At 71.6% G+C, this 12,588-nt stretch carries 11 protein-coding genes; 10 read left to right on the plus strand and 1 reads right to left on the minus strand.

Translation table 11 applies throughout. The features are described 5' to 3' along the window. Positions 1–327: 327 nt before the first annotated feature. Positions 328–936 (minus strand): response regulator transcription factor, encoded by a 609-nt coding sequence (locus AB0G63_RS31950; protein ID WP_324786539.1) that lies wholly within the window; start codon positions 934–936, stop codon positions 328–330. A gap of 481 nt (positions 937–1,417) precedes the next feature. Here AB0G63_RS31950 and AB0G63_RS31955 point away from each other — a divergent pair, with 481 nt between their 5' ends. The 10 genes from AB0G63_RS31955 to AB0G63_RS32000 all read left to right on the plus strand — a co-directional run bounded on the left by AB0G63_RS31955 (position 1,418) and on the right by AB0G63_RS32000 (position 12,472). Then, positions 1,418–2,704, plus strand: a complete 1,287-nt coding sequence (locus AB0G63_RS31955; protein ID WP_360757429.1) for a nucleotide disphospho-sugar-binding domain-containing protein — start codon at positions 1,418–1,420, stop codon at positions 2,702–2,704. Between the two features lie 64 nt (positions 2,705–2,768). Next, a complete protein-coding gene (rfbC, locus tag AB0G63_RS31960) occupies positions 2,769–3,341 on the plus strand; it encodes a dTDP-4-dehydrorhamnose 3,5-epimerase (RefSeq protein WP_360757431.1) in 573 nt (190 codons plus the stop codon). A 194-nt stretch (positions 3,342–3,535) separates the two neighbouring features. Continuing rightward, complete coding sequence (locus tag AB0G63_RS31965; protein ID WP_360757434.1) at positions 3,536–4,603, plus strand: glucose-1-phosphate thymidylyltransferase; 1,068 nt, start codon at positions 3,536–3,538, stop codon at positions 4,601–4,603. Then, complete coding sequence (gene rfbB, locus AB0G63_RS31970; RefSeq protein ID WP_360757437.1) at positions 4,600–5,586, plus strand: dTDP-glucose 4,6-dehydratase; 987 nt, start codon at positions 4,600–4,602, stop codon at positions 5,584–5,586. Before AB0G63_RS31965 ends, rfbB begins: the two co-directional genes overlap by 4 nt. Continuing rightward, positions 5,573–6,571, plus strand: coding sequence for an NAD(P)-dependent oxidoreductase (locus AB0G63_RS31975; protein WP_360757440.1), 999 nt, complete (start codon positions 5,573–5,575; stop codon positions 6,569–6,571). Before rfbB ends, AB0G63_RS31975 begins: the two co-directional genes overlap by 14 nt. Positions 6,572–6,573: 2 nt before the next feature. Then, the gene (rfbH, locus tag AB0G63_RS31980; RefSeq protein WP_360757443.1) at positions 6,574–7,887 is read left to right on the plus strand and encodes a lipopolysaccharide biosynthesis protein RfbH; all 1,314 of its coding nucleotides are present in this window, start codon (positions 6,574–6,576) and stop codon (positions 7,885–7,887) included. Between the two features lie 111 nt (positions 7,888–7,998). Then, positions 7,999–8,742 (plus strand): NAD-dependent epimerase/dehydratase family protein, encoded by a 744-nt coding sequence (locus AB0G63_RS31985; protein ID WP_360757446.1) that lies wholly within the window; start codon positions 7,999–8,001, stop codon positions 8,740–8,742. Positions 8,743–8,785: 43 nt separating this feature from the next. Continuing rightward, positions 8,786–10,186, plus strand: a complete 1,401-nt coding sequence (locus AB0G63_RS31990; protein ID WP_360757448.1) for an NDP-hexose 2,3-dehydratase family protein — start codon at positions 8,786–8,788, stop codon at positions 10,184–10,186. Beyond that, complete coding sequence (locus AB0G63_RS31995) at positions 10,183–11,205, plus strand: Gfo/Idh/MocA family oxidoreductase (protein ID WP_360757451.1); 1,023 nt, start codon at positions 10,183–10,185, stop codon at positions 11,203–11,205. The genes AB0G63_RS31990 and AB0G63_RS31995 overlap by 4 nt, the downstream gene beginning before the upstream one ends. A 79-nt stretch (positions 11,206–11,284) precedes the next feature. Continuing rightward, a complete protein-coding gene (locus AB0G63_RS32000; protein WP_360757453.1) occupies positions 11,285–12,472 on the plus strand; it encodes a macrolide family glycosyltransferase in 1,188 nt (395 codons plus the stop codon). Positions 12,473–12,588 lie beyond the last annotated feature (116 nt).

Raw genomic sequence — 12,588 nt, forward strand, 5'->3', positions numbered from 1 at the left:
AACGACGCCGTCTCCGAAGTGAAACGGTCACCGGTGAGCTGCATCCCGTCACCCGAGTCACCCGCGAACCGGATGATCACCCGGTCCAGCCGGCGGACCTCGTGAACCGGGAGGTGGGCCGTGCCGTCCGCCTCCCCGGAGGCGCTCGTGCCACTGGAATGAGTCGTATCGACGGCCACCGGCCGCTCCTTCGCGTCGACGCAGCTTGCTGCCTGCGCCGCACGCTAGGGAGCAGCCCTTGTGACCGGCCAAAGCCCCTTGATCAGAACGCCGTTCGATGAGGACGCCCGGCGCACGGCGACGCCCCGCCGTGGTCCGCGGCCCCCGTCACAACAGCCAGTCGGCATCCCTCGCGATGCGGATCGCGTCGACGCGGTTGCGGGCGTTCAGCTTGGCGACGATGGTCGTCAGGTAGTTGCGCACCGTCCCCGCCGACAGGCGCAGCCGGGAGGCGATCTCCCGCGGCTCCGCGCCCTCCGCCGCCAGCCGCAGCACCTCCGTCTCCCGGTCGGTGAGGGGGCTCTCGTACTCCCCCCAGGCGGCCAGCGCCAGTTCCGGGTCGACGGCCCGGTGCCCCGCCGCCACCCGTCGTACCGCGGTGGCGAGTTCGGAGGACGGGGCGTCCTTGCGGAGATAGCCGGCGACCCGGGTCTCCAGGGCCCGGCGCAGGGCGCCGGGGCGGCCCAGGCTCGTGAGGATGAGGACGCGGCACTGCGGGAGCCGTTCACGCAGCCGGCCGGCGGCCGACAGGCCGTCGACACCGGGCAGATCGATGTCGATGATGGCGACGTCGGGCCGGTGTTTGAGCGCCATGTCGACGATCTCGTCCCCGCGTGCCACCTCACACACCACGTCGAGATCGTCCTGGAGATTGAGCAGCGCGACCAAGGCGCCGCGAACCATGTTCATGTCCTCGGCGATCAGTATGCGTATCACCGAACTCCCCGGGAGACGTGCGCGTCGCTCGACTCGCCCGCGCTGTCGGACCGTTCGTGGCCTTTGATACAGAGCACGGCGGGATGGTCCTGGAGGTTCAGCATCACCGAACTCCTCTGTAGAGGTGGGCGTTGCTCAACTCGTACAAGGTGTCGGACCGTTCGTGATTCTCGATCATCTGCACGGCCTCCATCCTGCGGAGATCGTAAGTCAACCTCGTAAAAATTGTGCGGCATTCAAACCCCTGCGGACACACAACGGCGTAACTGGCCCATTTACAAAGGAGAGTTGGAGCCGATCCGCGCTTTGCGGCGAAACTCCGGCCGGGGCGGGGCTCCGGCGCCCGGCGGCGGGTGCGGCACCTCCGTGCACCCCCGTGCACCCCGCTCGCGGTGCACAAGCGGCTCTTTAGAGGGCGCCCGCAGGATGCGTGCGAACCGTACGCGTCGGCATGGCGCCGGCAGTCTCGGAGAGGTCAGCGATGCGCGTTCTTTTCACCATCTTTCCGGCATCGGCACATCTTTATCCAGCCATTCCGCTGGCGTGGGCGCTGCAGAGCGCCGGCCACGAGGTCGTGGTGGCGAGCCCCGAAGGTGTGGTCGACCAGAAGGTGATCGAGAACATCACCTCGGCCGGCCTCACCGCGGTCTCGCTGGGCGGCAAGGAGGAACTCACCGCCTCGCTCGCGCCCCTCATCGCCGCCGCGGGCCCCGACCGGCCCACCCTGGCGCTCGACCCCGACGACCCGGACTCCTGGCGCACCGCCAGGGCCGTGCTCGGGGGCATGTTCCACGCGTACTACCCGCCGCCGGCTGTCGAGGGCGGACGCCGGCCCGTCCTGGACACGCTGGTCGAGTTCGCCAGGGACTGGCGCCCCGACCTCGTCCTGTGGGACCCGCTGGCGCCGACCGGCGCGGTGGCCGCCCGCACCTGCGGCGCCGCGCACGCGCGCCTGCTGTTCGGCACCGACAACATCGGCCTGGTCCGGGCCAGGACGCGTCAGGAGCTGGCCGATCCGTCGTCCGGCCTGACCGAGGACCCGTGGATGCCGTGGCTGCGCCCGGTCCTGGAACGCTACGGCCTCGACTTCACCGAGGAGACGCTGACCGGCCAGTGGACCCTGGACCTGACCCAGTCCCGGATGCGCACCCCGCTGGACCTGACGTACGTCCCCGTCCGCCGCGTCCCCTACAGCGGGGGCACCGTGCTTCCCGGCTGGCTGCACCCCCGCCCGGAACGCCCCCGGGCCGTGCTCACCCTGGGAGTGAGCCGCCGGCTGCTGGCCGGCCGGCACAGCGGCTTCCCGATGAAGGAGTTCTTCGAGTCCGTCGCCGGCCTGGACCTGGAACTCGTCGCGACGCTGAACAGCGAGCAGTTGGAAGCGGCCGGCACACTCCCGGACAACGTCCGCGCCCTGGAGTACATCCCGCTCAACCAGGTGCTGCCCGCCAGCTCGGCGATCATCCACCACGGGGGCGGCGGGACGTTCGCCGCCGCCGTCGCCTTCAAGGTGCCGCAGCTCGTCGTGCCGCTGCCGATGTGGGACGAGATGGTCACCGCCCGGTACGTCGCCCGCCGGGGCGCCGGACTGGTCGCCGACCCCGCGGCGATCGACGTCGACAGCCTGCAGAAGGACCTCGTCCGGCTGATCGAGGAGCCGTCCTTCCAGCTCGGCGCCCGCGCCCTGTACGAGGACATGCTGGCCGCCCCGGCACCGAAGGACGTCGTCCCGGTCCTGGAGCGGCTGACCGCGGAGCACCGCGGCTGAGCCGCGGGCGTCCGCCGCCGCACACGGCACCGAGGCCAGTCGACTTCAGCAGGAGGGGGCGAGCGTGCGCGTCGAGGAGACCGGCATCCCCGGCACCTTTCTCATCGAGCCCGACCACATACCCGACAGCAGGGGAGTGTTCTACGAGTCGCTGCGCACCGACGACCTGGAGCGCTCCGCGGGGATCGTCTTCCGGCCCCGTCAGATCAACTACTCGGTGTCCCGGCGCCACACCCTGCGCGGCATCCACAGCGTGACCATCCCGCCCGGACAGGCGAAGTTCGTCACCTGCGTCCGCGGCGTGCTGCGCGACATCGTCGTCGACCTCCGGGTCGGCTCGCCCACCTTCGGCAGGCACCGGGTCAGCGAACTCGACGCCGCCTCCGGCCGGTCCGTGTACGTGCCGGAGGGCGTCGGCCACGGATTCCTGGCGCTCACCGACGACGCCTGCATCTGCTACGTCGTCTCCACCACGTACGTCCCCGGAACACAGATCGACATCAACCCGCTCGACCCCGACCTGGACCTTCCCTGGGAGTGCGCCGGGACACCGCTGGTCTCGGACAAGGACGCGAAGGCACCGACGCTCGCCGAGGCCCTGGCGGCGGGCACGCTGCCGGACTTCGCCGCCGCCTGACCCGGCCGCCGCCTGGACCTGTCGCCCGACCCGGCGTCTGACCAGGTGCCCGACCCGGTGTCACCCCCGGTGCCGCCGACCGCCCACGCACCGGGCCGAGGAGGACAGGGCCTGGGCCCGGTCCCGGGCCCCGTCGGCCGCGGACCGCGCACCGGACCGAAGAGGCATCAACACATGAAGCGAGAGGACCTCCCATGAAGGCTCTGGTGCTGGCCGGCGGATCGGGCACCCGCCTGCGGCCCTTCAGCTACTCCATGCCCAAACAGCTCATCCCCATCGCGAACCGGCCGGTCCTGGAATACGTCCTCGGCAACATCCTGGACCTCGGCGTGACCGAGGTCGGGGTCATCGTCGGCGACCGCGCCCAGGAGATCCAGCAGGCGCTCGGGGACGGCTCCCGGCTCGGGGCCCGGCTGACCTACATCCGGCAGGAGGCTCCGCTCGGCCTCGCCCACACCGTCGCCATCGCCCGCGACTTCCTCGGCGACGACGACTTCGTCATGTACCTCGGCGACAACATGCTGCCCGACGGGATCGCCGGCATCGCGGAGGAGTTCGCCGCGCACCGCCCGGCCGCCCACGTCGTGGTCTACAAGGTGCCGGACCCGCGCGCCTTCGGGGTCGCCGAACTCGGCCCCGGCGGCGAGGTGCTGCGCCTGGTGGAGAAGCCCGAGCGGCCGCGCAGCGACCTGGCACTGATGGGCGTGTACTTCTTCACCGCCGCCATCCACGAAGCGGTCCGGTCCATCCGGCCCAGCGCCCGCGGCGAACTGGAGATCACCGACGCGGTCCAGTGGCTGGTGTCGACGGGCGCGGACGTGCGGGCCGGCCAGTACCAGGGCTACTGGAAGGACACCGGCAACGTCGAGGACCTCCTCGACTGCAACCAGCACGTCCTGGAGAGCCTGCGGCCGGCCCTGCACGGTGAGATCGACGGGGCCAGCGTGCTCGCCGGGCCGGTCGTCGTCGAGGAGGGGGCGCGCGTCGTGCGCTCCCGCATCGAGGGACCGGTGATCATCGGCGCCGGCACGGTCGTGGAGGACAGCCACATCGGCCCGCACACGTCCATCGGGCGCGCGTGCACGGTCACCGGAAGCCGGCTGGAGTACTCCATCGCCCTGGACGGCGCGTCGGTCACCGGCGTCCAGGGCCTGCGCAGTTCCGTCATCGGACGCTCCGCCTCGGTCGGCACCAGCGGGCAGAGCACGGACCGTTACCGCCTGGTCGTCGGCGACCACACCAGAGTGGAAGTGGCCGCATGAGGATCCTCGTCACCGGAGCAGCCGGCTTCATCGGCTCCAACTTCGTCCGCAACCTGCTCCGGAACGCCTACCCGGGGTGGGAGGACGCCCGGGTCACCGCCCTGGACAAGCTGACCTACGCGGGCAACCGCGACAACCTGCCCGCCGCGCACCCGCGCCTGGAGTTCGTCCGGGGCGACATCTGCGACCTGGGCCTGCTGCGCGAACTGCTGCCCGGACACGACGCCGTGGTGCACTTCGCGGCGGAGTCCCACGTGGACCGCTCGCTGGAGGGCGCGGGCCCCTTCTTCCGCACCAACGTCCTGGGCACCCAGACCCTCCTCGACGCCGTGCTGGACAGCGGGGTCGAGCGGGTCGTGCACGTCTCCACCGACGAGGTGTACGGCTCCATCGAGCAGGGCTCCTGGACCGAGGACTGGCCGCTGCTGCCCAACACCCCCTACGCGGCCTCCAAGGCCTGCTCCGACCTGGTCGCCCGCACCTACTGGCGCACGCACGGGGTGAACCTCTCCATCACCCGCTGCTCCAACAACTACGGGCCCTACCAGCACCCCGAGAAGCTCATCCCGCTGTTCGTCACCAACCTGCTGGAAGGCCGGCCGGTGCCGCTGTACGGCGACGGACGCAACATCCGCGAATGGCTGCACGTGGACGACCACTGCCGCGGCATCCACCTGGTGCTCGACCGCGGCCGGGCCGGCGAGATCTACAACATCGGCGGCGGCAACGAGCGCACCAACCGAGCCATCACCGAGCGGCTGCTCGAACTGACCGGATCCGGCGCGGAGATGATCCGCCACGTCGCCGACCGCAAGGCGCACGACCTGCGGTACTCCATCGACGAGTCCAAGATCCGTGAAGAGCTCGGCTACGCGCCGCGGATCGGGTTCGAGGAGGGCCTGGCCGCCACGGTGGCCTGGTACCGCGACCACCCCGACTGGTGGAAGGCCGTCAAGTACGGGGCCGGCCGTGGACACGGCTGACCGCGGCGCGGCGGCCGGGCTGCGCGTGATGGTGCTCGGCGGCACCGGCTACCTGGGCCGCCGTATCGGCGAGGCGTTCCGCGCCGACGGCGCCCGGGTGCACCCGGTGTCCCGTACCGCGGCGGGGGACGGGCCGGGGGACGCGCGGCACGTGGCCATGGACCTGCTCGCCGCCGACGCACTCGACCTCGCCGCCCTCTTCGGCTCGGTCCGGCCCGACGTGGTGGTCAACGCCGCCGGCCGGGTCTGGCAGGGCGACGAGGCCGAGATGACCGCGGGCAACGCGGACCTGGTCGTCCGCCTCACCCGGGCGCTCGCCGGACTGCCGCACCCGCCGCGGCTGATCCAGCTCGGCACCGTCCACGAGTACGGCGCCGGAACGCCGGGCGCCGGCACCCGCGAGGAGCAGGAGCCCGCACCCGTCACACCGTACGGGCGCACGAAACTCCTCGGCACGCGGACCGTCCTGCGGGCCGCGGCGGACGACGGCCTCGACGGTGTGGTCCTCCGCCTCGCCAACGTGATCGGTGCCGGGGTGCCGGCCGGCAGCCTCTTCGGCCGGGTCGCCGCACACCTCGGCGCGGCCGCCCGCGCCCGGTCCCTGGGCGAGCCGCCCGACGAGCTGCGGCTCCCGCCGCTGCGCGCCCGCCGCGACCTCGTCGACGTGCACGACGTCGTCGACGCCGTACGCGCCGCCGCCACCGCGCCGAGGGCCGACGTCAGCGGCCGGGTGATCAACGTCGGCCGCGGCGAGGCCGTAGCGATGCGCGCGCTGATCGACCGCATGGTCCGCCTCAGCGGCGTGGACGTCCCCGTCGTCGAGGCCGCCCCCGCCCCGTCCCCGCGCACCGACGTGGCGTGGCAGCAACTCGACGTCTCACGGGCGCTGCGGCTCCTGGGATGGCGGCCGCGCCGCACCCTCGACGACTCGCTGCGCGACCTGCTCGCAGCCGCTGTGCCGGCACCGGTCAACGGAAGGACATGACGATGAGCGACACCATCGACCACAAGGAACTGGTGCTGGACGAGGTCCGCAGATACCACCGCGAGACCGCGCCCGACCGGGAGTTCGTGCCCGGCGTGACCGAGATCTGGCCGTCCGGCGCCGTCCTGGACGAGGCGGACCGGGTCGCCCTCGTCGAGGCGGCGCTGACCATGCGCATCGCCGCCGGACCCAGCTCCAAGAAGTTCGAGTCCGCCTTCGCCAAGAGGCTTAAGCGGCGCAAGGCCCATCTGACCAACTCGGGTTCGTCGGCGAACCTGCTGGCCGTCTCCGCCCTCACCCAGCACGAACTCGGCGACCGGGCGCTGAAGCCGGGCGACGAGGTGATCACCGTCGCCGCGGGCTTCCCCACCACCGTCAACCCGATCCTGCAGAACGGGCTCGTGCCGGTCTTCGTGGACGTGGAACTGGCCACGTACAACACGACGGCCGAGCGGGTGGCCCGGGCGATCGGCCCGAAGACGCGGGCGATCATCATCGCGCACGCGCTCGGCAACCCCTTCGAGGTCGCCGAGGTGGCGCAACTCGCCCAGGAGCACGGCCTCTACCTCATCGAGGACAACTGCGACGCGGTCGGCTCCACCTACGACGGCCGGCTCACCGGCACCTTCGGCCACATGACCACGGTCAGCTTCTACCCGGCGCACCATCTCACCATGGGCGAGGGCGGCTGTCTGCTCACCTCCGACCTGGGCCTGGCCCGCATCGTGGAGTCGCTGCGCGACTGGGGCCGCGACTGCTGGTGCGAACCCGGCATGAACAACACCTGCTTCAAGCGGTTCGAGTACCAGCTGGGCGACCTGCCGGCCGGGTACGACCACAAGTACATCTTCTCCCACGTCGGTTACAACCTGAAGGGAACCGACATCCAGGCCGCGCTGGGCCTCGCCCAGCTCGACAAGCTGGACGGCTTCATCGAGGCGCGGCGGCGCAACTGGCGCCGGCTGCGCGAGGGACTGGACGGCGTGCCCGGCCTGCTGCTGCCGGAGCCCACCCGGAAGTCCGACCCGAGCTGGTTCGGCTTCGTCATCACCGTCGACCCCGAGGCCCGCTTCACCCGCGCAGAACTGGTCGCCCACCTCGAAGAACACAAGATCGGCACCCGGCGGCTGTTCGCCGGCAACCTCACCCGGCAGCCCGCCTACATCGGCAAGCCGCACCGGGTCGTCGGCGACCTCACCAACAGCGACGTCATCACCGAGCACACCTTCTGGATCGGCGTCTACCCCGGGCTCACCGACGAAATGCTCGACTACATGACCGCCACGATCAAGGAGTTCGTGGCCCAGCGCGGCTGAGAGCCCGTCGGCGCACCCCTCCGGACCGGGCCCGAGCACCCCTGCCCGCGGACCGGGTCCGCCTCGGCTCCCAGCCACCGGGCCGCCTCCCGACAGGAGACCGGGAAGACGATGGAGATAGTGGGAACCGGATTCCTGGCACGGAGCCTGCGTCCGCTGGCCGGCCGGCATCCGGGCACCGTGGCCCTCGCGGCGGGGGAGTCCAGGACGAGCGGCGCCACCGACGCGGACTACGCGCGGGAGGCCGCACTGCTGCGCGACGTCGCGAAGCGCTGCGCCGCGGGCGGGCAGCTGCTGCTGTTCTTCTCGACGGCCGCGACCGGAATGTACGGCCTCGCCGAGGGACCGGGCAGGGAGGACGCCCCGGTCCGCCCCGCCACCCCCTACGGCGCCCACAAACTCGCGCTCGAAGAGCAGTTGCGCGACTCGGGAGCCGACCACCTCATCCTCCGCCTTGCGCACCTGGTCGGACCGCACGGGCGCCACCACCAGCTCATCCCCACCCTGGTGCGGCAGGTCCGGTCGGGGTCGGTGTTCCTGCACCGGCGCGCGGTCCGCGACCTGATCGGCGTCGCGGACATGCTGACGATCACCGACCGGCTGCTCGCCGCGGGGCTGCGGGCGGACACGGTCAACGTGGCCTCCGGATTCGCGGCCCCGGTCGAGGACATCGTCGACCATCTCGCCCGCGCGCTGCGGCTCGCGCCGCGCAAGAAGTACGTCGACGCGGGCGCCGAGTACGCCATCTCCACCGAGAAGCTGCGCGCCCTGGTCCCGCAGGTCGCGGACCTGGGCTTCGGCCCCGACTACTACCGCAGGGTCCTCAACGACTTCCTCGCGGCCGACGGTGCCTGACCCGGCCGCGCTCTCCGCACCAGAAAGACAGGGAGTTACCCCGATGCCGTCGACCCACATCCTCCAGAGGCGTCAGAACGCGAGCCTGCCGGACCGCATCGCGCGCTCGGCGGCCACCACCGAAGGCGTCCACCTCGGCACCGGCGACTTCGCGGCCTGGCTGGCCGGGCGAGGCCGGGCCAACACCTTCCGCGTGGAGCGGATACCGTTCGCGGACCTGGACGGCTGGTCGTTCCAGGAGTCCACCGGCAACCTGGTGCACCGCAGCGGACGGTTCTTCTCCGTCGAGGGCCTGCACGTCACCGAGCAGGGCGAACCGCACGGCGACGGCCCGTACGCCGACTGGTACCAGCCCATCATCAAACAGCCCGAGGTGGGCATCCTGGGGATCGTCGTCAAGGAGTTCGACGGCGTGCTTCACTTCCTGATGCAGGCGAAGATGGAGCCCGGCAACCCCAATCTGCTCCAGCTCTCGCCCACCGTCCAGGCGACCCGCAGCAACTACACCAAGGCCCACCAGGGCGCGGACGTCAAGTACATCGAGTACTTCGTCGGGCCGGACCGCGGCCGGGTCGTCGCCGACGTGCTCCAGTCCGAACACGGCTCGTGGTTCCACCACAAGTCCAACCGCAACATGGTGGTCGAGGCGACCGGCGACGTCCCGCTCCTCGACGACTTCTGCTGGCTCACTCTCGGCCAGATCGCCGAACTGCTGCACCTGGACAACGTGGTCAACATGGACTCCCGCACGGTGCTGTCCTGCCTGCCGTTCGGCGACACCTGGGACGGCGCGCTGCTCACCGACACCGAGCTGCTGTCCTGGATCACCGGCGAGCGCACCCGGCACAGCGTGCGCGCCGAACGCGTCCCGCTGGACAACCTCCCCGGCTGGAAACGCCGCGAGAGCACGATCGAGCACGAGGCGCACCGCTACTTCGACGTCGTCGCCGTGTCCGTGCAGGCCGGCAACCGTGAGGTGACCGGCTGGACCCAGCCCCTGTTCGAGCCGGTCGGCGCCGGCGTCACCGCCTTCCTCACCCGGCGGTTCGGCGGCGTCCCGCACGTCCTGGTGCACGCCCGCGTCGAGGCCGGCTTCCTCGACACCGTCGAACTCGGGCCGACCGTGCAGTACACCCCCGACAACTACGCCCATCTGCCCGCCGGGGAACGCCCGTTGTTCCTCGACACCGTGGAGAACGCCGGCCCCGACCGGGTCCGTTACGAGGCCGTGCACTCCGAGGAGGGCGGCCGCTTCCTCAACGCCGTGAGCCGCTACCTCATCGTCGACGCGGACGAGACCGACGTCCCGCAGGACCCGCCGCCCGGCTACGCCTGGGTCACCCCTGGGCAGCTCACCTCCCTGGTCCGGCACGGCCACTACCTCAACGTCCAGGCCCGCACCCTGCTCGCCTGCCTCAACGCGACGGCGGTGAGGTCCCGGTGACCGGCCCCCTGCGGATCGGGGTGATCGGCTGCGCGGGCATCGCCGTGCGCCGCATGCTCCCCGCCTTCGCCGCCGACCCCGGCATCGAGATCGCGGCGGTCGCCAGCCGGGACGCGGCCAAGGCCCGCGAGGTCGCCGACCGCTTCGGCGGCCGGCCCGTCCACGGATACGACGCACTGCTCGAACGGGACGACGTCCAGGCCGTCTACGTGCCGCTGCCCGCGGCCCTGCACGCCGAGTGGACCGAGGCGGCACTGCGCACGGGCCGGCACGTCCTCGCCGAGAAGCCGCTGTCCACCAACCCCCAGTGCACCGCGCGGCTGCTCCAACTCGCGGCCGCCCGCGGCCTGGTGCTCATGGAGAACGTGATGTTCGTCCATCACCGGCGGCACGAGGCCGTACGACGCCTGGTCGCCGACGGCGCGATCGGCGAACCGCGCTCGCTCCACGCCGCGTTCACCATCCCCCCGCTGCCCGACGGTGACATCCGCTACGACCCGCACCTCGGCGGCGGGGCCCTGGCCGACGTCGGGATCTACCCGCTGCGGGCCGCGCTGCACTTCCTGGGCCCCGCCCTCCACGTCACCGGCGCCCGCCTCGCCCGGGGCGCGGGACGGCGGGTGGAGACCTCCGGCGCCGCGTTGCTGAGCACACCCGGCCCCGTCACGGCCCAGATCACCTTCGGCATGGAGCACGCCTACCGCTCGTCGTACGAACTGTGGGGCAGCGAGGGCGGCATCACCGTCGACCGGGCGTTCACCCCGCCCGCCGACCACGTCCCCGTGATCGGCCTGCACCGCGACGGCAAGACCGAGGAGATCACGCTCGCGCCGCACGACCAGGTGGCGGCCACCGTCGCGGCCTTCGCCGCCGCCGTGCGCTCCGGAACCCTCCCGGACCCCCGCGACACCCTGCGGCAGGCGGAACTCCTCGACGGTATACGCCGGTCAGCGGCACCCGGCGAACCCGACGGAACTCATGGAGCCCAGGTAACTCACGGCACTGACGCAACTGACTGACGTAACTGATGTAACTGACGTAACTGACTGACGTAACTGACGGAATCCGGACGAGCGGGACGAGCGGGAGGAGCCACCCGTGCGACGCCACATCGCCTTCTTCAACTTTCCGGCCGTAGGCCATGTCAACCCCACGGTCGGCGTGATCGAGGAACTGGTGCGAAGGGGTCACCGAGTCACCTGCACCGTGACCGACCACTTCGCCCCCATCATGAAGGCGGCCGGCGCCGAACCGGTCCGCTACGAATCGGTCTTCGGCGACTTCTACCAGGCCCCCCTCACGCCCGAGGAGACCGCCGGCGAGGGGCTGCGCAGCCTGGACGAGGCCACCTCCCTCGTGGCCCAGGTCACCCCGTTCTACGAGGACGAGGCGAACCGGCCGGACGTGATCGTCCACGACTTCATGGCCTGGGGAGCGCGTTTCTTCGCCGCCGGGCACGGCGTCCCGCTGATCCGGACGTATCCCGTGCTGGCCGCGAACGAACACTTCTCCATCCGGGAGAAGTTCCCGGTGGCCGCGCCGGACGACCCGCGGATCGTCGAAGCGGCGATGAGGCTCGCGACGCTGCTGCCCCGGTTCGGGCTGCCCGCCGACCCGATGGGCTTCCTCACCCACATCGAGAAGCTCGCCCTGGTCTTCCTCCCCCGCGCGTTCCAGTACGCCGGCGAGACCTTCGACGAACGGTTCGTCTTCACCGGCCCCTGCATCGCCGAACGCCCCTACCAGGGCACCTGGCAGCCCGCCTCGCCGGACCGCCCCGTCCTGCTGGTCTCGCTCGGCACCTCGGCCAGGGGCTGGCCGGAGTTCTTCCGCATGGCCATCGAGGCGTTCGGCGACACCGAGTGGGACGTCCTGATCACCGTCGGCGAGCACACCGACCCGGCCGCCCTCGGGCCGCTGCCCGCGAACGTCGACGTACGGCGGTACGCGCCCCAGCTCGACGTGCTGCGCCACGCGCGGCTGTTCATCAACCACGGCGGCATGAACAGCACCATGGAGTCGCTGAACAACGGCGTGCCCATGGTCCTGGTGCCCCAGACTAACGAGCAGCGGGCGAACGCCCTGCGCGTGGAGGAGCTGGGCCTCGGCCGCCTGCTGGCCAAGGAGGACGTCACCGTGCGGAGCCTGCGCGAGGCCGCGGAGCGGGTGACGGGCGACGCCTCGGTGGCCGAGCGGGTGCGGGCCATGCGCGAGCGGATACGGTCCGTCGACGGCCCGGCCGTCGCGGCCGACGCCGTCGAGGCGTACCTGGCCGGCCTGGACTGACCGCCGCCACCCGCCTCCGGCGGACCGGCTCCCGCTTCCCGGGGACCGGCTCCCGCCTCTGGTGGATCGGTCCCCGCTTCCGGTGGACCGGCTCCCGCTTCCCGGGGACCGGCTCC

The sequence above is a fragment of the Streptomyces sp. NPDC020996 genome (assembly GCF_040641355.1).
In the GTDB taxonomy this organism is placed as follows: domain Bacteria; phylum Actinomycetota; class Actinomycetes; order Streptomycetales; family Streptomycetaceae; genus Streptomyces.

What these genes read in the sequence shown, in the direction of transcription:
- AB0G63_RS31965 (WP_360757434.1), top strand. Translation starts at nt 3,536, where the DNA reads ATGAAGGCTCTGGTGCTGGCCGGCGGATCGGGCACCCGCCTGCGGCCC.
- AB0G63_RS31955 (WP_360757429.1), top strand. Translation starts at nt 1,418, where the DNA reads ATGCGCGTTCTTTTCACCATCTTTCCGGCATCGGCACATCTTTATCCA.
- rfbB (WP_360757437.1), top strand. Translation starts at nt 4,600, where the DNA reads ATGAGGATCCTCGTCACCGGAGCAGCCGGCTTCATCGGCTCCAACTTC.
- AB0G63_RS31985 (WP_360757446.1), top strand. Translation starts at nt 7,999, where the DNA reads ATGGAGATAGTGGGAACCGGATTCCTGGCACGGAGCCTGCGTCCGCTG.
- AB0G63_RS31990 (WP_360757448.1), top strand. Translation starts at nt 8,786, where the DNA reads ATGCCGTCGACCCACATCCTCCAGAGGCGTCAGAACGCGAGCCTGCCG.
- rfbH (WP_360757443.1), top strand. Translation starts at nt 6,574, where the DNA reads ATGAGCGACACCATCGACCACAAGGAACTGGTGCTGGACGAGGTCCGC.